Source organism: Hafnia sp. HMSC23F03 (genome assembly GCF_001816025.1).
Taxonomy (GTDB): Bacteria; Pseudomonadota; Gammaproteobacteria; order Enterobacterales; family Enterobacteriaceae; genus Hafnia; species Hafnia paralvei.
Map to the genome: position 1 here is coordinate 158,919 of NZ_KV824188.1, position 18,237 is coordinate 177,155.

14 protein-coding genes and 2 pseudogenes are annotated in these 18,237 nt (G+C 46.0%); 8 read left to right on the top strand and 8 right to left on the bottom strand.

Features of this window, described 5'->3' with window-relative positions; genetic code table 11:
- Positions 1-236: 236 nt before the first annotated feature.
- Entirely contained in the window at positions 237-1,421 is a 1,185-nt protein-coding gene (locus HMPREF3091_RS01860) for an MFS transporter (RefSeq protein ID WP_070713715.1), read from the bottom strand.
- 195 nt (positions 1,422-1,616) lie between these two features.
- Positions 1,617-2,753 (bottom strand): alpha/beta hydrolase, encoded by a 1,137-nt coding sequence (locus HMPREF3091_RS01865; RefSeq protein ID WP_070713719.1) that lies wholly within the window; start codon positions 2,751-2,753, stop codon positions 1,617-1,619.
- Between the two features lie 199 nt (positions 2,754-2,952).
- Between HMPREF3091_RS01865 and HMPREF3091_RS01870 the strand changes: the two genes are divergently transcribed.
- Entirely contained in the window at positions 2,953-3,849 is an 897-nt protein-coding gene (locus tag HMPREF3091_RS01870) for a LysR family transcriptional regulator (RefSeq protein ID WP_070713722.1), read from the top strand.
- A 125-nt stretch (positions 3,850-3,974) separates the two neighbouring features.
- Here the strand turns inward: HMPREF3091_RS01870 and HMPREF3091_RS01875 are convergent, their stop codons facing one another.
- The 5 genes from HMPREF3091_RS01875 to HMPREF3091_RS01895 form a co-directional block, all read right to left on the bottom strand.
- Positions 3,975-4,943, bottom strand: a complete 969-nt coding sequence (locus tag HMPREF3091_RS01875; protein WP_070713723.1) for a carbohydrate kinase family protein — start codon at positions 4,941-4,943, stop codon at positions 3,975-3,977.
- Entirely contained in the window at positions 4,943-6,319 is a 1,377-nt protein-coding gene (locus tag HMPREF3091_RS01880; protein WP_070713724.1) for a NosD domain-containing protein, read from the bottom strand. Before HMPREF3091_RS01880 ends, HMPREF3091_RS01875 begins: the two co-directional genes overlap by 1 nt.
- 54 nt (positions 6,320-6,373) lie before the next feature.
- A complete protein-coding gene (locus tag HMPREF3091_RS01885) occupies positions 6,374-8,062 on the bottom strand; it encodes a glycoside hydrolase family 32 protein (protein WP_083321331.1) in 1,689 nt (562 codons plus the stop codon).
- On the bottom strand, positions 8,046-9,467 hold the full coding sequence (locus HMPREF3091_RS01890; protein ID WP_070713727.1) for a glycoside-pentoside-hexuronide (GPH):cation symporter: 1,422 nt from the start codon (positions 9,465-9,467) through the stop codon (positions 8,046-8,048). Before HMPREF3091_RS01890 ends, HMPREF3091_RS01885 begins: the two co-directional genes overlap by 17 nt.
- A 117-nt stretch (positions 9,468-9,584) precedes the next feature.
- Positions 9,585-10,595 carry a LacI family DNA-binding transcriptional regulator gene (locus tag HMPREF3091_RS01895; RefSeq protein ID WP_039188393.1) on the bottom strand — a complete coding sequence of 337 codons (1,011 nt, stop codon included), beginning with the start codon at positions 10,593-10,595 and terminating at the stop codon, positions 9,585-9,587.
- Between the two features lie 328 nt (positions 10,596-10,923).
- Between HMPREF3091_RS01895 and HMPREF3091_RS01900 the strand changes: the two genes are divergently transcribed.
- Together HMPREF3091_RS01900 and HMPREF3091_RS01905 are read left to right on the top strand one after the other, a co-directional pair.
- Positions 10,924-11,775, top strand: a complete 852-nt coding sequence (locus tag HMPREF3091_RS01900; protein WP_070713730.1) for an aldo/keto reductase — start codon at positions 10,924-10,926, stop codon at positions 11,773-11,775.
- Between the two features lie 26 nt (positions 11,776-11,801).
- Positions 11,802-12,790, top strand: a pseudogene (locus HMPREF3091_RS01905) (aldo/keto reductase).
- 312 nt (positions 12,791-13,102) lie between these two features.
- On the opposite strand, the gene HMPREF3091_RS01910 reads toward HMPREF3091_RS01905, so the two are convergent.
- Complete coding sequence (locus HMPREF3091_RS01910; RefSeq protein ID WP_070713732.1) at positions 13,103-14,038, bottom strand: LysR family transcriptional regulator; 936 nt, start codon at positions 14,036-14,038, stop codon at positions 13,103-13,105.
- Between the two features lie 96 nt (positions 14,039-14,134).
- Here HMPREF3091_RS01910 and HMPREF3091_RS01915 point away from each other — a divergent pair, with 96 nt between their 5' ends.
- The 5 genes and pseudogenes from HMPREF3091_RS01915 to HMPREF3091_RS21970 form a co-directional block, all read left to right on the top strand.
- Complete coding sequence (locus HMPREF3091_RS01915; protein ID WP_070713736.1) at positions 14,135-14,611, top strand: GNAT family N-acetyltransferase; 477 nt, start codon at positions 14,135-14,137, stop codon at positions 14,609-14,611.
- A 486-nt stretch (positions 14,612-15,097) separates the two neighbouring features.
- Positions 15,098-15,793 carry a T6SS immunity protein Tli3 family protein gene (locus tag HMPREF3091_RS01920; RefSeq protein WP_070713737.1) on the top strand — a complete coding sequence of 232 codons (696 nt, stop codon included), beginning with the start codon at positions 15,098-15,100 and terminating at the stop codon, positions 15,791-15,793.
- A gap of 344 nt (positions 15,794-16,137) precedes the next feature.
- Positions 16,138-16,305: a hypothetical protein gene (locus tag HMPREF3091_RS22790; RefSeq protein ID WP_246839940.1), complete on the top strand. Its 168-nt coding sequence runs from the start codon at positions 16,138-16,140 to the stop codon at positions 16,303-16,305.
- Positions 16,306-17,245: 940 nt separating this feature from the next.
- The gene (locus HMPREF3091_RS01925) at positions 17,246-17,734 is read left to right on the top strand and encodes an immunity 26/phosphotriesterase HocA family protein (RefSeq protein WP_070713888.1); all 489 of its coding nucleotides are present in this window, start codon (positions 17,246-17,248) and stop codon (positions 17,732-17,734) included.
- Positions 17,735-17,802: 68 nt separating this feature from the next.
- Positions 17,803-18,081: pseudogene (locus HMPREF3091_RS21970) on the top strand (transposase family protein); the annotation flags it as partial.
- Positions 18,082-18,237 lie beyond the last annotated feature (156 nt).

An 18,237-nucleotide genomic window follows, 5' to 3' on the forward strand; every position in this document is an offset into this window, starting at 1 on the left:
CTCGCGTAAATCAAATCAGACTGAAGGGAACCTTTAGATAAATATCATCATTAAGCTTAGGTTAACCCCGAAAAAACCTACAGTCATTAGAAATAAGCTAGGTTCGCAAGATTCAGAGTCTAAACTGCATATAACATAGAGATAATTAATCCCTGATATTGGTATGTACATTGGGCTCTCTACCAAGAGCCATGGCAAAAACACTCTAATTAACAACTAAAATGTCGCTGGTATGACTATCTGTTTTGACGAGAAGTGATAAACGTCATACCTACCGCACCAAGAAGTAATACGCTACTCAGTCCAAAAGAACTTCGCCATCCCAAACTATCAAAGACCAACCCTCCTGCTGTTGAACCCAGCGCGATCGAGAGTTGAATAACCGCCACCATGAGCCCTCCCCCAGCCTCAGCATCCTCAGGAAGTGTTCGTGCGATCCATGTCCACCACCCCGTTGGAGCTGCCGTTGCAATCATCCCCCATAGGCTTAAAAGTACGGTAACACCCCAGAGATTCTGCCCGACTAAAAGTAGCGTTCCGGCAATCGAGGCCATAACCAGAGGGATTATCATTAGCGTCAGATAAAATCTTGTGTTGAGAAATAACGTAATTAATAGTGTGCCAGCAAAACCAGCAACGCCCATAGCAAGCAATATTAAGGAGAGGATAGAAGCATTTACTTTAGTCACCGTTTCCAGAAACGGTCGTACATAGGTAAATAATGCAAACTGCCCCATAAAGAATAATCCGCATGCTAGAAGGCCAGTTGATACCGTAGTAAGTCTGAGCAGACGAAGCACAGACCGGCTCGACTTATTTGCCTTATCGCTTTTCATCTCTGGCAAACCGATGTATTGCCAAATGAACGCAGCTATTGCAAAAGGGACAAGACATAAAAAGGCCCCACGCCAGCCAACAGTTGCCCCTAGATAGCTCCCCAGAGGGGCTGCCACTACGGTTGCCAGTGCGTTCCCACCGTTAAATATAGCCAGTGCTCGGGGAACCTGGTGCTGTGGAACCAGTCGGATAGCGGTTGCTGCCGACATTGACCAAAATCCACCAATGGCGATACCAATCAGAGCTCGGCCTATCATGTAGACCTGATAGTTGGACGCCAAGGCAATAGTCATTCCTGAAACAGCCATCAGAAGCGTCAAACCAAGCAGAAGATGTTTACGATTCAGGCTTCCTGCAACGTTAGAAATTATCAGACTGGTCAACACAGCGAGTGCGCCAGAGATAGCAATCCCCTGACCAGCGAGTCCCTCCGTGACATGTAAATCTCTAGCAATTGGCGTCAACAGGCTGACCGGCATAAACTCTGACGCGATCAGTACAAAAACGCAGAGCGTCATGGCAAAAACGCCGCTCCAGTGTGCGTGTATTTTATTGTGCGATGTTTTAAAACTCAGTGCAGACATAATTAATTTCTCTGAATATTGCCCTCAACAACCTCTGTTTAACTGAGGCAGGCGATATTCATGGAATAACAGCAAAAACGAAGCTGATAATGGCTTAGGATGTGATGGATTTGCATCGCAACATGCGACAAAAGGTCAGAATAAAAGCCATCTGCGAATGACCGATGGCTTTACTAAGACATAGTATTCAATAAATTATTTTAAGTTAGTTTTGAAAAACTGTTCAAATTTGGCGAACGGGATCTTACCAGCAGCGTTGTCGTATAAATCGACATGGTTCGCTTCCGGAACCACCACCAACTCTTTTTCTTTGCTACCGACAGCGTTAAAGGCATCCTCAGCAAAATAGCGTGAGTGCGCTTTTTCCCCCGTCACAATTAGCACAGGAATTGTAATTTCATTTGCATAGCTCAGCAGCGGCATATTCATAAATGACAGTGGCATTGTCGCAGTCCAAGCACCGGTTGAATTTACGGAACGCGCATGGAAACCACGTGGCATGCGATAATAATCAAAGAATTCTTTCAATACGGGATGTGGATCCGTAGGTAAAGCCTCCGGCAGAATACGATCCGCTGCACTTACGTTGCCTTTTTCATCGACATAAACGTCATGTCCACCAGTGGCAAAAGTCCCCCTTTCCGCATCTTTCCAGCGCTGCGCATTCAGATACTGCAACACGGCGCGACGATCAGAGGTCGTGTAGCGGTCTTTGCCATCACCAACGCCATGACCCATTGCACGACTCATGTCGTACATGACACTGGTAGCAACGGCTTTAACGCGAGTATCCATCGCGGCGTCATTTAACGCCATACCGCCCCAGCCACAGATGCCAAGTAGCCCAATACGGTTGCGATCTACCTCTGTTTGCAAGCCGAGAAAATCCACCGCTGCGCTGAAATCCTCAGTATTAATATCCGGAGAAGCAACGTTACGCGGATAACCACCGCTTTCCCCCGTGTACGATGGATCAAAAGCCAGAGTTACAAATCCCAATTCTGCCAGCGTTTGTGCATACAGCCCGCTTGACTGCTCTTTTACTGCGCCAAAAGGCCCGCTAACGGCAATCGCCGCTAGTTTGCGTCCAGCACGATTTTTGGGGATATAGAGGTCTCCAACTAACGAGATCCCATAACGGTTCTGAAAGATCACTTTTCGGTGAGCAACTTTCGTACTCTCTGCAAAGGTTTTATCCCACTTTTCTGTCATCGAGACAGGTGCGTTTGGATTAGTTACATCAGCATAACTCATTGTAGTAACTCCACTTAATGATGCGAATAGCAGCATTGAGGGTAATGCTGCTGTCAATTTTTTGGTGAAAGCAATCATGTAAAGTTCCTTCTTAAAAATAAGATAGGGTCGCAGGTTCCATACAGAAAACGCCGCCGAGCTTTGTTTCAATGCGATCATTATAGTTAGCTAAAATAGTGCTGATTAGTGGGTGAAAAATGCTAGAATTAATATCAAATTGTTATAAATAGACGTGCTGTAACAGGCGTAGGGCTTAGTCAGTGGCCGAGGATAATGAATGGCTAAACGGGAAAACTATAATGAACTCTATCTGTTTATGCAGGTAGTACGAGAAGGCAGTTTCACCGCAGCGGCACAAAGGCTTGGGCTTGCACAATCAGGGATCAGCCGTTCCATTCGCGAACTAGAAGAAAGGCTAGGTGTACAACTTCTCGTTCGAACTACACGCAAGCTGTCAGTGACACAGGCAGGTGAACAACTCTATCGGACAGTAGAGTCCGGCTTTGATGCTTTAGACATGGGGCTTGCCACCCTGGCGCATTATCGACAAACCCCATCCGGCACGGTTCGTATCAATGCTAGCCAACACGCCATTGATAAAGTGCTTTTGCCGAAGCTCGCAATGTTTAAACAGCGGTATCCTGATATCAGGCTTGAGCTCATTAGCGAAAGTCGGTTTGTTGATATTATTGAGGAACGATACGATGCCGGTGTACGCCTAGGATCCGATGTTGGCCATGGTATGGTCGCCGTGCGTATTTCACCCGACATGGAGATGGTCGTGGTTGGCACACCCGAGCATTTTCGTCGCTACGGCTTTCCACAAACTCCGGCCGATTTAGTGGTACACCCTTGCATAGCCTACCAGTTTGGTGACGGAAGCCTGTATGCGTGGGAGCTCAATGACGACGGTAAAAAAATCACTCACCGCCCACAGGGGCAATGGGCTTTTGCTGACAGCTATATGGAAGCAAAGGCGGCTAGATTAGGTCTAGGGTTAGCTTATGTTCCAGAGGAGTTGGTGGCTGATGATTTAGTACAAGGTAGCCTTATCAGGGTGTTACAACGTTATAGTCAACGATTAGATGGTTCATTTCTTTATTATCCACATCGCAACGTGTCACCAGCGCTAAGGATAGTCATTGAGACACTAAAAATGGATATCAATAGATGAAATATTCCGTGGAGATTTAGCCGTGGGCAAGTGAACATTGTCACTTGCGACACGGTTCGGAAATAACAATAATCCTAGCGACCTGTGAACGATGCGGAAATAAAACTCCGCACCAGTGTAGATTCTCAAGCGCTACGACTCAAAAAAATAGCATCGACTTCCGCTGCAGTAGGAATCGCATCAATTGCGCCAAACTGTGTACAAGTCAATGCTCCACAGATATTGGCCCAATGCACGGCATGCAGGAATTGTGTCTGGTCGTCTAACCTGCAACCGGATTGGTTAATCCGCTGTAGCAATGCGCCAATAAACGCATCCCCCGCACCGGTAGAGTCAATCGCATTAACGGGAACAGAGGGGATAAGCTGTTGCATACCTGATTTATGACTTATCCATGTTCCACGATCGCCGCAAGTGACAGCGATATAGCTGACGCCAAACTCATGCAACACGCGGCAGCCTTCTGTTATCGTCTTCGCGTCGGTAATGAAGTGTAGCTCCTCTTCACTGACTTTAACGATATCTGCATGCTGAAACCACGGCTTGCAGCGAGCGATAAATTCTTGCGGATCCTGCCCCCACAAACCTTCGCGATAGTTGGGATCAAATGAGATCAACAAGCCGCGTTGTTTTGCTTCACGTAAGAGACGTTGGTAGGTGACATATAGCTCTCCCTCCATCAGACCCGTAGCGGCTCCAAAATGCACGATGCTCACATCGTCGAGAAAGTCAGAGGGAATATCTTGCCAGCCAAGCTCGCCATCGGCACCACGGCAAAAGCTAAAATCGCGCTCGCCATCGTCCTGCAAACCGACAAATGCCAACGTAGTGGGCGTGGCGCTACGCGTGATGCCAGAAAGCTCAATGCCTTCCGACGCTAGCGTATGAAGCAGAAAATCACCAAAGGGATCGTCACCGACTTTCGCGGCCAGCTTGGCGTGACCTCCGCTACGGTTGATAGCAGCGGCAACATTAGCGGGAGCCCCTCCTGCTTTTTTGAGGAATTGGGTCCCCTTTTTCAGACCCAATCCAATATCAGTGCAAACAAAATCAATCAACAGTTCGCCAAGACAGGCAATGTGATGGTTAGGCATTAACAATATCCCTCCACTGTCGCGCCGGGAGTAGGCGTTGCTCTGAAGGCATTTACGGTTTTATCCATCACAACCTGACCGTCAGTACCTGAATCCAGCACGGTATTTTGCTGCGAGGTTGCTTCTATCTGGACGGCGATCACCGCCAACGCAGCTAGGCCGTCGGTCGCCAGTAACGCGCTGACTTGGGTAGAGAAACACGCACTGGCGTCTGCCGCCGCCTGTCCGTCGGAGGTTTCGGTCGTGGCGACAACATGATTATTAGAAATAGTATTTCCTTTGCCAGAAACCACCCGAATAATAACCGGTGTGGCACCCGTCGGCGTAATATATTGTGTATCAATGGACTCGGAAATATGATTGGCAATGATCGAGTTATTATCACCGCTAATATACAGCAGGCCATATAAATCATCTAATCCGTTATTGTAGGCTTGCATCGGAGCCCACGGCTCACGCTCGCGGAAAAAGTGGTTAGATGACACCAGATTCTCCGCGCTGCCGTTCTCCATTATCAACATGCCAGGGTAAAACGCATGGAATCGATTACTGCTGATTGAGGAGCGAACCACATTCGAGAAATGAACAACGCTTTTTCCTCGAGGGAATATATTATTAGCAGTAATTAAAAGCCCCCCAAAGTTCTCAGCGTAAATAGAATAGCCTCTGTAGCCCGCACCGATCAGATTATCGGTTATTTTTGACGCCTGACCGGACTCGCGTAACTCTATACAGTTCCCACATTCAGCGATGAAGTTGTTATGAATAGCCAAAGCATCAGCATTATAAATTGTCACGCCGTGCTCAAGGTAGACAAATCCCATACCGCTGATGCGGAAGGAGTCCTGCGCGCTGGCAATATAAATACCCGTCTTACCGTTGAGATAACTGTTCTCAGGGTCATCGCAGCCAGAACCATCGTCGACAAAATGCAAACCATCAATACAGAAGTCAGCAAACTCGACCGAACTTATCCGAGGATCTCCGCTGCGCGCAATATAGAATGCAGCCCCTGCAGATTCTGCTGCGCCTTCCGCCGGAGACATATCGACCAGAATACGGCTGCCACCCGGCCATAATTCGTGCCAGTTTGGCCAATCACTCTCTGGAGTATTAAAACGGATGCTGGAAGAGGTGAAGCCATGTCCAGAGCCCATAATTTTCAGATAGCTAATGTCTATCACTATTTGAGTGAGAAGATGGTAATCACCCGGCGGAATATAAATCACCGCTCCGGGTTTTCCACCTTCATTAATATCAGTATTGGTTTGTCTGTTTTTAATATCGGCGATAATACTATTAATCACTTCACCAATATCATCATACGGATTACCTATATTCCATTCCGTGACATCGTAATAATTATTACTCGACATAATGTTGAATCCTTCTGTGCTATTAAGAATAAACAGATTTATCGCGCGGGAATATTATTTATAAGCATAAGTGGCACGATACTGGGTGAGTATTGCCGGAGCTCCTGAGAGGTGTACTTGTGTCAGCGCACTGCATGAATAGTAGCGTCGCGTACCGCAAACACTGCCCCCATTGGCGAAGACTTCAACGATCCCAGCATCAAAGCACACCATGACATCCTCCACGCTCGCCAGCGGTGCACGATAACGACCATCGTCCTGACCTTTTTCCCGTAATGTCAGCGCCTTGCCGTCAAATTCCAGTACAATTTCCTGACCGTTGTCCCCACTCAGCGTCAGACAAAAAGCATCTGTCGGGGTAAACGCGATCGTGCAGGCTCTATTGACCTCAGTGCTCGACCAACGCTCGTTATCAGCTAACCTAGTCTGATTGATAACCAAGGACTCTGGCGGTAAAACAGGGGTCATGCAAAGCTGCTGTTGCGCGTTAAGATGAAAGCGACGCGGTAAGGACATTTCGCCACAATAGCTAGACTCGACGTTTTTTTGCGTGGCCCAGTTATACAGCCAGGCAAAACCGGTCCGCGCATCTTCCTCGCCCCAAGTTTGTAAGGCGTAGAAATCAGTGCCGAAATCCAGCATTTGCAGCGGATGTGACGACGGAATGAAATAGCCGTCGCGGAAATCACCGGTTTGTGCGAACAGCAGATTATGGCGACCGGTTACGGGCTCGGTATAACCCACAACGCCAATAATTAACACCCACACGCCATCCAGACAGAAAAAGTCTGGGCACTCTACGCAACGACCGCCGTTTTCACGAAAGTAAGCGGGGGCCACGTACAGTACATGATGAAACGTCCAGTTCTCACTGTCCGCGGAATGAAACAGCAGCATCGCTGGGTCGCCGTTTACAGCGGCACCGAGGATCATATAGAAGGTCGCATCTGCCTCCTCATACCAGACTTTCGGATCGCGGAAATCACAGTCAACGCCGGGAGGCAGCTCCGTTAATACCGTTGTGACCAACGCGGGTTTGTCGTAGCTCTGTAGAGGCACGACCATTTTCTGAATTTCTCGATAGCCGCGATACAAATCGTAAGCCGGCAGCCGCTCGGTATACCAGAAGCGGGTTTTACCTTGTGCATCAGTAAAGGCGCTACCGGAAAAAGCACCGCCTGTCGCTCCCAGAGCGGCCAGATTTTGTTCAGGCTGAAGAAAGACTGGGTAGTGTCGCCAGTGGTAAAGGTCTTTGCTCACCGCGTGATTCCAGTGCATCGGCCCCCACTGTGTACTGTGTGGGTGATACTGATAAAACAGATGCCACTCGTCGCCTTTGCGATGTAGGCCATTAGGATCATTCATCCACCCGGTGCGCGGAGAAAAATGCAGCGCTGGGCGTAACGGATCCTGCAAATACGCAGTGGCAACGTCGCGGTCGCTCAACAAACAAAGCGCGTTGTCCTGAGTGGCGATAAAACTGACCCCGTTTTCGGGCAATGTATCCGGATGCCAGCTGTAGCACAGTGAGATCTCGCTGTTCTCTGGCAGCCAGTCCAAACAGACACTCCCGTCCTGCCATGCGGTCCAGGTAAAATAATGGTAGTAGCGAGGAGCCGTGGTGACTTTAAATACCACCTCATTTTCCATACGGATGGAGAATAGAGGGTGGCTGGCTGGCTTTGTTTCTCTCAGCCATAAATCAATCCGCTGGCCTTGCTTAATATTAAACGACAGGGACATCTTTATACTCCTGATTCTGGGCAGAGCCGTTTTCCAGTTCACGCTTCGCGAGGTCAACTTTGATTTTTTCAAGTAATAGGTTGTTCAGTTTGAAATAACGCACTATATATGCGCTGATGAAGTAGCTCACCATGGGTAATAACGAGAACATGATAATAATCCCTTGAAGGGTCTGTTCGTTTTGCTGCGGTTTATTCGCGATATAACCAGTGTAAGACAGTATCCAGGCAACAATAGCGCCAGCAACGGCTAATCCCATTTTCAGCATAAACAGATTGCCAGCAAACGAAATACCGGTCAGACGCTTGCCAAATTTCCAGTCACCGTAATCATCAACATCGGACATCATTGCCCACAAAATAGGACCAGACTGAATCAGGTGCAAAATATTAATCACAATAAACAAAGCCAGCAGCGGCGTCAGTGAATGTGGATCAACAAACCACAGGGCGAAAGAAAGGATGCCGAGAATTATATTAATAATGCGGAACAGTTTTATTTTATCAAAGCGATCGGTCAATGGTTTAGCAATGACGCTGCCCAACATATTACAGGCCACACCGAGGGCCATAAAGAAGGTAATAAATCCTACGGAGGCTTTCATCACATAGGTGGCATAATATATGGTCACAGCTCCTCGAATGAATGCAGGGAAAACGTTCAGGAAAGTAATCGAGATCATTAGCAGCCATTGGTCATTTTTAATAATATCTTTGAGATCTTTCCTTAAGCTGTCATTGGCTTTAATCGAGACGACGCGCTCTTTAATACTGGAGAAACAGAACAGGAACATTAAGGTCGCCGCGCCGCCCATAATCATCATTGTCAACTGAAAACCGGATGCCCGGTTGCCGTTACCCAGCCAGTCGGTTAACGGTAAAATAGAAGAAGAGACGATAAGTGTGGCTAAACCATTGAGGAAGAAGCGCCATGACAGGCACCCTAGGCGTTCTTTCTGGTTGAGAGTAATGACGCCAGCTACCGAGCAATAAGGAATATTGATAGCGGTATAAATCAGTGACATGACTAAGTAAGTGACCCAAGCATAGATAATTTTTCCATTCATGCTCAGGTCAGGTGTGGTGAACATTAACACTGCACCGAGACCAAACGGCACAGCCATCCACAGCAACCAGGGCCGGAACTTACCCCAACGAGTTCTAGTGCGGTCGCAAATCGCGCCCATGATAGGATCACTGAATGCGTCAAACACACGGATAACGAGAAAAAGTGTGCCAACAATCCCAGCGTCAAGACCATAAACATCGGTATAAAACCATGTCAGATAGAGTGCTAGCACGCTCCAGATCATACAGGAACCGGCATCCCCCATCCCGTAGCCGATCTTTTCTTTCAGGCTCAATTTTTCATAAGCACTGTGTTTTTCTGCGGATGTAGCAGACATACATACCCCTCAATATTATTGAGCTGTCATAAATATAAAGCACCAGTTATTACGACCAATGCTATAGTGATAAAATAGTTTATTATTTATATTTAAAATACTTTTAAAAATACAACTTTATAGAATGGTTACATTAATATTAACGCTACTCTCTCGAATTATTAGCCTGGAGGTAATTTCATACATTTCGATACCTTCTCGATTATTTTCGTTCTTAACCATTTGAAACGCCAGATGAGCTATTTCATGTATAGGTTGTGCTACGCTTGTTATTCTTTTAGTTTGTGCAAGCAATGTGTTATCGAAACTGGCGATAGCAATATCTTTAGGTACAGAAACGCCTTTTTCTTTTAATCCATCAATAATATAGCTGGCAGCAACATCGTTATAAACCCAAAGACATGAGCATCTCTGTCTCCGGCTGGCTAATTTTTCAATAATATCGTCAAGGATACTGATATGGCCTGATGTTTTTTCGCCCTCACCTTTCGCTATCCAGAATTGATTTTCTTTATCCAAGGTAAACCCCTGACTCGTTATTTTTTTAGTCCAAGAAGATACCTTTCTAGTATCGACACTTTCCTGAGCAATAAAACCAAATGAGGTATGCCCTGTTTGTATAAAATGCTCAGCAATGCTTGCCGCACCTTTGCTCTGGTTAATGGAGACCGAATTAAAAAAACGGGAAACCTGTGTCACAACCGCAACTGGAATACGGGTGGCGGTTAGCCACTCTGCAAGTTCAGCTTCCGCCTCCGTTGGTACCCATAGTAAGCAATCAATTCCCATGCCAATTAAGGTATGGATAATCTGTTTATCCTGTTGAGGTTGGTTCTGGTGCGTTTTAACGATCACTGTCTTTCCAATGTATCGTGCTTCTTCCTCAAAGGTAGCCAGCAGTTCACAAAAATGTGGGTTAACCAGATTCGGCAGCACGACGGCGACTAGGCCGGAGCGTTTGCCGCTCAGTTGAAATGCACTTTTACTGGGCACATAACACAGGTAATCCATCGCATCACGTACCGCCTGACGCGTTTCAGGCACCACGCTGGGATGATTATTTAACACCCGCGATACGGTAGCTGTTGATACTCCTGCTTTTTTTGCGACATCTTTAATGGAAGCCATGATTATCAAATGTGCCTTCTAAACCGTGGTGTCACTATAAAGTGTGATAGAGGTCAAAAATGTAAGCCAGTTCACATGTTGTTGCGTTACATGAAACCGTGCTTGCTCTCTCATTTCAGTGTGAATCTTCGCTTATAACCCCCTTCCAAATAAAATTTCAATTAGTCCGACCTCGTGTCAAAGCAGGCCTAAGCCTGCCATTCCGCATTTATTCATATAATCACAAAATTAATGAACCAACCTCATAAGCCTTAGTTCATTCCCCCATCTAATCGAATAAATCACTTTGCGTTATGCTTTTCCTACACAACAGTTAAAGGATAACGTCATGCAAACGATAAAACTTAACAACGGTATTGAAATGCCCCTGCTGGGCTTTGGGGTGTTTCAGATGACGGATGCCGCCGAATGCGAGCGTGCCGTTATTGATGCCATCGAAACAGGTTATCGCCTGATTGATACCGCGGCGTCCTACCAGAATGAAACACAGGTCGGAAATGCGCTGAAACAGAGTGGAATTGCACGAAAAGAACTCTTTGTGACCACGAAACTTTGGCTGCAGGATACCCATTACGAAGGTGCCAAAGCACAGTTCGAACGTTCATTGAACCGCCTGCAGTTGGACTACGTTGATCTGTACCTGATTCACCAGCCTTACGGCGATGTCCATGGAGCTTGGCGCGCCATGGAAGAGCTACAGCAGGCAGGTAAAATTCGCGCCATTGGTGTAAGCAATTTTCATCCTGATCGGCTTGCCGATCTTATCGCTTTCAACAACGTTGCCCCAGCGGTAAACCAGATTGAAGTTAATCCTTTCAATCAGCAACTGCATGCGATGCCGTGGATGCAAAGCCGTAGCATTCAGCCAGAAGCCTGGGCACCGTTTGCAGAGGGTAAAAATGGTCTGTTTCAGCATCCCGTATTAACGGCGATTGGCCAGAAATATGGCAAAAGCGTGGGTCAGGTTGTCCTACGTTGGATCTTCCAGCGCGGCATCGTTTCACTGGCCAAATCGGTGCGGAAAGAACGCATGGCAGAGAACATCAACATTCTCGATTTTGAACTTAGCGCTGAAGATATGCTGCAGATTACCGCTCTTGATACCGCCACCAGCGCCTTCTTCTCACATCGTGATCCAGCAATGGTGGAATGGCTGACTGACCGCAAACTCGACGTTTAAGTGATATAAAAAGAGGAATTCATAAAATGCAAAAACGTATTCTTGGTAAATCTGGGCTGGAAGTCTCCGCTCTTGGGCTCGGTTGCATGGGGCTCAGCCACGGCTACGGACCAGCGACAGATACCCGTCAGGCTATCGAACTCATTCGTGCAGCGGTTGAACGTGGCGTGACTTTCTTCGATACCGCTGAAGTTTATGGCCCCTATCTGAATGAAGAAGTTGTCGGCGAAGCTTTAAAACCGTTTCGCGACCGCGTGGTCATCGCCACCAAATTTGGTTTTACCTTCGGCGCTGACAACAAGCAACAGGTTTTAAACAGCCGTCCTGAGCATATCCGTGAAGCCGTTGAGGGGTCATTACGCCGCCTCAAAACGGACGTTATTGATCTGTTGTACCAGCACCGCGTCGATCCGGAAGTGCCCATTGAAGACGTCGCGGGAACGGTTAAGGATCTGATTGCAGAAGGAAAGGTAAAACATTTTGGCCTTTCCGAAGCAGGTGCCAGACCATTCGTCGTGCGCATGCGGTACAACCGGTAACAGCTCTGCAGAGTGAATATTCAATGTGGTGGCGCGAGCCTGAGCAGGAGATCCTGCCGCTGCTGGAAGAGTTGGGCATTGGTTTTGTTCCCTTCAGCCCATTAGGTAAAGGCTTCCTGACGGGAGCTATCAAGGCGGGGACTACGTTTGCTAAGGATGATTACCGCAACACAGTGCCGCGTTTCGCGGCTGAGGCGATTGAAGCTAATGAAAAGCTAGTCTCATTATTGGGTGAACTGGCTGCAGAGAAAGGCGTGACGTCTGCGCAAATTGCGCTGGCATGGCTGCTGGCACAAAAATCATGGATTGTACCGATCCCCGGCACCACCAAACTGCACCGGCTGGAGGAAAATCTCGCTGCGGCAGAGATTATTCTTTCTCAGAATGATTTGCAGCAGGTCACGCAGGCGCTTGAAACGGTAAAAATCGTCGGCGAGCGTTACTCACCGGAGCATCAGGCTCGGGTGGGGCGTTAAGGGAATCTCAGCTCACATGTGCCTAAGAAACCCCAAAATCTGAAGTGCAAGAGCGGAGTGTTGAGATAGCTTTCAGCACTCTGGCATCAGAAGTACCTCCAGAGTGCTGAAATCGGCATCATCGCAGTTATCTGTGCTTTAAAAAAACTCAGGCCGCACAGGATAACCTCGCCGCTCATAGCGATGTCCCCCTTATAGGATTCACTCGCAAGACCCTCTGTTTCTCACGCTCTGTTGAACCACATAAAAAGCCATCGCTGCTTTTATTAAAAAAGACATGTTCTACAAATTAGAGGTTCTAGCTAAATTTCCCTATTTCTGTTTAGGGGTAATCTCTTCCGCCAGTATTTGAAGTTTCCTCTTCAGCCATTTGGTGGCTCCTCGCTGGCCACTCCGTTTATGTGAATATATCTTTACTTCAAAAGGGCTTATCGTAAACGGCAGTGAAAAAATCTTGATATTTGCTGCATGAATCAGCTTCTCAGCAGCAAAACGAGGGATGGCCATCAGCAGATCGCTTTCCGCAACAATAAACGGTGCACTTAGCATCGATGGCGTCTTAAGCGCGATCTGCCGCGTATACCCCATCTGCTCAAGCTGCAAATCTAGCACCCCCTGTTTTTCGTTCCAGGGAGTAACCACAAGATGACGCGCGTCGAGATAATCCGCCAACGTCAGCCGTGTCCGGCTAATGTTGCTGATGGCAACATACTCATCCTTAAACCAATTGATCTCTTTCAGTTCGTTATACTGGATATCATCAGATGTACTGAATCCGAGCGCCAGATCCACCTCCCCCGCCAGTAGCTCTATCAGCGCGGGGCTATGTGGCAAATAACGTAAATCAAAGCGCAAGCCCGGTGCTTCATGCTGCAGTTTATGCATCAGAGCAGGGAAAATGCATAACGCAGTAAAGTCCGTAATCGCAATCTGGACACGATCAGTGCTAGCAGAGGCTATAAACTCCGGTTGTATAGTCAGCTCCTGATTGAGAAATTTCAGTGCTGAACTTATAGATGGCGCTAGCTGGGTGGCATACACGCTAGGGCACATCCGATGGCCCTCCCGATAAAATAACGGGTCATTGAGAGTGACTCGCAGCCTCGACAGCGCGTGGCTCAGAGCAGATGTACTCATCGCCAGTTCATCCGCGGCTAGCCGAACGGAACAATGACGATAAATCGCGTCAAAAACGAGCAAAAGATTTAAATCAAGACGTCTTAATGTTGGATGCATAATATTCATCATTTAGTGATTTCATTGCACTTAATTCTTCTGACAATACCCCCTATGCTTAGTGCCATCAATAGCCACTTGAGGCCTTGCAAAATGACTGGAAAACTAATGAATATCACAATTCGACAAGCCTGCCCGGAAGACGCATCCGCTATTTACAATATGATTTATGAACTGGCTGTCTATGAAAAAGCCCCAGAAGAAGTCGTCACTACTCCAGATGAAATCCGAGAAACACTCTTTGGTGACAGCAGTAAGACAGAAGCGTTAGTCTGCGAAATTGAAGGGAAAACCGTTGGATATGCCGTGTTCTTCACCAGCTATTCGACATGGCTTGGGCGTAACGGTATCTATATGGAGGATTTGTATATTTCTCCGGAGTATCGCGGCAAAGGCGCGGGAAGCGCGCTACTGAAAAAAATTGCACAATATGCCGTGGAACGACAATGCGGACGCCTTGAATGGAGCGTACTGGACTGGAACCAACCCGCCATTGATTTTTACCTCAGTATTGGCGCATTACCACAAACAGAATGGGTACGTTACCGTCTTGATGGTGAAGCACTGGTAAACTTTGCCAAATAAAAAGACTGTTATGTAAGGAAAACGCCCTCAATGGGGGGCGTTTCTATGTCATCAATTATTCCGGGCATACTTTTGTACTGTAGTAGCACAGTAATTTGGCCACCTGATTAAAGGTGATATTCTCACCTCAACACAAAACAGGTGACTTAATGAACAAGAAAACTAAGCGTACTTTTCCTTTGAGAGCTGGGTTCGCCAGCTCAGGCGAAAGCGTCAGTGCATTACGCTCTCTGCTCCCCCCCACCTATCCAGAACAATAGCGTCAGTCCTCACCATTATGACGGTGGACTTACAACTGAAGAATCAGAGAACAGATACCGTTTTTACAGTAAAACCGTGGCCAATATTACTTGACCGCTACAATTCTCAACCTGAACATCACGAGTGCTTCCGCCATTAACCGGATATAAAACGAAGTACCTAACCTGCAATGGGACATGCCGGACACGCTTGAAGACGAAGAATTAAAATAACAGGGATACCATCATGAAAGGATTAAAAATACTGATGCTGGTACTGGCGGTGACGGGATGTCATGCCAGGCAGCACCAGATACCCACCCAAGTCGTTTATCGTTTTGACGATCATCGTTATCTGGAGCTCACGGGATATAACTGTGCGGGGGAACTCTGGTACACCGATACCCAGAGGGGTATTCATACTGAACCTGTTAGTCAGTTTTATCGGATTTTCACCGGCAAATTTGTCCATCCTTCTGAGCGCTATATCGCTATTACTGGTTGGGGGGCGGGTGGATTCATGGTTTCTAAAGACTATGGACAGACCTGGCAAAGCGTGAGTTTTTCCCCCGGCCCGAATGAGCCGGATGGCATGGACAGAGCCCCTCGTGAAGAGGTTATTTCCTTCACCGTCGTCAATGACCAGGGCTTTTTAAAAACCATACACAGCCTGTATATGTCATCCAAACCCTTTGATGATGCACGCCTTGCCCCTGATGGCTCCGGGATTCATTATCGTATAGATAATGATGATTATTATATAACGCCACAATTTCCAGGCCCTGCGTGGGGACTTGATTATATTACCAAGCGAGGGCTGGAACACGATATTCAAAAATATCACATTAACTACCAGAATTTACCCGATCAGGTCCCCGAAGTAAAAAATTATCAGGGATGGGATCATATGCGCTGTGATATGGACGCGGGGAAAGCGGGTTAGCGGGAGTTCTCAACCTGAACATCACGGTGGTTTCCGCCATTACCCGGATATAAAAAGAAGTGCCTAGCCTGCAATGGGACATGCCGGACACACTTGAAAAAGAAAAGCTAAAATAACAGGGACAAAGTGATGAAAGGATTAAAGATACTGATGTTGGTATGTAGTGCACAGTAAATTTGGCCACCTGATCAAAGGTGATATTCTCGCCTCAACACAAAACAGGTGACTTCATGAACAAGAAAAAAGAGGTTAGACATTTGGAGGCAGAAGCATTTCAAAATCTTCGGGAAAATAAAACAGTTACACCGTCTAATACTCCTTGGTGCATATAGGTTGTTATATTTATGAATGATAAAGATATTTTAAACAAGTTTGGAGCAACGCTGATGGCATCAGTGCGTGATCGCTCTGTTTGTAAGATCGAACACGCTCAATCTGGCGCATTAAAAGGCTCAAGTGGAAAAATGCTTCACGATTTATTTCCCAATTCAATAATGAACAACAAGAGATAATAAAAAATTAATTGTAGAATTTATTGATAATACTATTTTTAATACTCTTTCACTGTTTGAGGAGGATGAGTACAAAAAAATATTTATTCATGGCGTAGATATTAATGAAATTAGTGATGGATTATGTTGAGAATTATTCACAGAAGATGGATGGATAAGTCAGTTTAGTAAATATAATATGATGACGCCAGCTAGGTAACCGCCGAAACGATTAACGGCAGAAGAAGCGAATACCGGTACAATGTGTAGCGGAATTACGGCTTATAACGCACCACTGCGGGCATCATGGACTATTTCAGTCGTGAAGTAACGGATTACGCCCTCTGTGCCCCTACTCTCCTAGAGCAGCAACGTATCTGACGCAATGCGGTTAACCCGATGCGAGTCAGGTTGTATAGGGCGTGGAACCAGAACAGGTATGGCATGATAACAGCGCATCTTATTGGTTGGAGTCTATTGATTAACGTAGATACAGCACTGATAAAGTGAAAGTTGCAGCCAGCATCACCATCTGTACATATTCTTACATATCAAAAATATTTTTACTCGCAAACAACTCGATTGATCAGCCCCTGTCTAATAATATTCAAATATTCGGTATCATCGGATTACTGGATTGCCGAGCCACCACTCTTAGATAAGGTTTACACATCCCCATACAAGCGCAGTGCTCATGCCACTGAGGGCGGTAGCTTGGAGCAGACCACGAATTGTTGGCATTGAAATCCAATTAGTTAAGGTATTCGAGCCTCAGAGAAATATCACAAAAATATGCTTTCGGTGCAAATAATAAAATTGTCGTATAAAAAGAGAGTTAGAGGTGAACCTGTATCAACCACTAACGGAGGAAATAAAATCAATTCCTTTGATACAACACGAACAGACCCAGGGGCCAAAGTTTTTAACGCTGCGTATGACACTAAAGGATACGGGGATATCCATGAGTAATTTTAAGTTTTGGAGTTGGGATAAAAAGCCAAGAACAATGCTTCGATTTGTAAAGCCTGGAGATATATTTTGTTTTAGGCTGGATGATACAAGGTATTGTTTTGGAAGAATAATATCGAAGATTTCAATGGGGCATGTCGCTGAAATATTTGACTTTATATCCTCTGAGCCAAATATTTTAGAGACAAATATCAATGAAGCTAAAAGAATCATTGACCCAATGATCATTGATACATATTCATTGTTTGATAAAAAAATAGAGCCTGGTAGCGAATGGAGAATTATTGGTCATCAAGATGATTTTTCTCCGGAGAATGTAGATGATATTTATTTTTCTTATGGTGTTGGTAATTCATGTAAAACAGTTGACGTATTCAATAACGAATATCCAATTACTGAGGAAGATAAATCTAATTGTTATACACTTACATCCAGAAGAGATATGTATATTAAAGAATTAATTCTCAATATCCTAAGTTGACTTGTTTTTTTGAGATGCAAATAGGCCGAAAAAAAATCATCATAAATATATTTTTTGTACAAGTAAAAATGCATTTCTTGCTTAACAAGGCACACGATTCACTGCACATATTCATTATTCCTGATGACAGGCAACCATGGAAAATCACACATAAATTATCAGATATTTTTCTTCTGACAATCTGCGCTGTTATTTTGTGCGCTGAAGTCTGGAGGAATATTCAGGATTTTGGCGAAACCCATCTTGATTTTCTGAAATAGAATGATGACTTTGAACATAGTATTCCCACACATAATACTATTACCCGTGTAGTTTCCTGCATAAACTCTAAAAAATTTCACGCGTGTTTATAAACGCTGTGATATGGGGAAATGGATAAAGCTCGCTAAAGGGTTGCCTGAAGATAACAGCGGTACCGACAAAGGATTTGATGATATTGACGGATTCTCTGAACAGGATATCTATGCCATAGGTGGCTGTGGTGATGTCTGGCACTACGATGG

Bases quoted from the DNA above. Each gene is read 5' to 3' on its own strand.
- HMPREF3091_RS01860 (WP_070713715.1), bottom strand. From the start codon at position 1,421: ATGTCTGCACTGAGTTTTAAAACATCGCACAATAAAATACACGCACAC.
- HMPREF3091_RS01865 (WP_070713719.1), bottom strand. From the start codon at position 2,753: ATGATTGCTTTCACCAAAAAATTGACAGCAGCATTACCCTCAATGCTG.
- HMPREF3091_RS01870 (WP_070713722.1), top strand. From the start codon at position 2,953: ATGGCTAAACGGGAAAACTATAATGAACTCTATCTGTTTATGCAGGTA.
- HMPREF3091_RS01875 (WP_070713723.1), bottom strand. From the start codon at position 4,943: ATGCCTAACCATCACATTGCCTGTCTTGGCGAACTGTTGATTGATTTT.
- HMPREF3091_RS01880 (WP_070713724.1), bottom strand. From the start codon at position 6,319: ATGTCGAGTAATAATTATTACGATGTCACGGAATGGAATATAGGTAAT.
- HMPREF3091_RS01885 (WP_083321331.1), bottom strand. From the start codon at position 8,062: ATGTCCCTGTCGTTTAATATTAAGCAAGGCCAGCGGATTGATTTATGG.
- HMPREF3091_RS01890 (WP_070713727.1), bottom strand. From the start codon at position 9,467: ATGTCTGCTACATCCGCAGAAAAACACAGTGCTTATGAAAAATTGAGC.
- HMPREF3091_RS01895 (WP_039188393.1), bottom strand. From the start codon at position 10,595: ATGGCTTCCATTAAAGATGTCGCAAAAAAAGCAGGAGTATCAACAGCT.
- HMPREF3091_RS01900 (WP_070713730.1), top strand. From the start codon at position 10,924: ATGCAAACGATAAAACTTAACAACGGTATTGAAATGCCCCTGCTGGGC.
- HMPREF3091_RS01910 (WP_070713732.1), bottom strand. From the start codon at position 14,038: ATGATGAATATTATGCATCCAACATTAAGACGTCTTGATTTAAATCTT.
- HMPREF3091_RS01915 (WP_070713736.1), top strand. From the start codon at position 14,135: ATGAATATCACAATTCGACAAGCCTGCCCGGAAGACGCATCCGCTATT.
- HMPREF3091_RS01920 (WP_070713737.1), top strand. From the start codon at position 15,098: ATGAAAGGATTAAAAATACTGATGCTGGTACTGGCGGTGACGGGATGT.
- HMPREF3091_RS22790 (WP_246839940.1), top strand. From the start codon at position 16,138: ATGAATGATAAAGATATTTTAAACAAGTTTGGAGCAACGCTGATGGCA.
- HMPREF3091_RS01925 (WP_070713888.1), top strand. From the start codon at position 17,246: ATGAGTAATTTTAAGTTTTGGAGTTGGGATAAAAAGCCAAGAACAATG.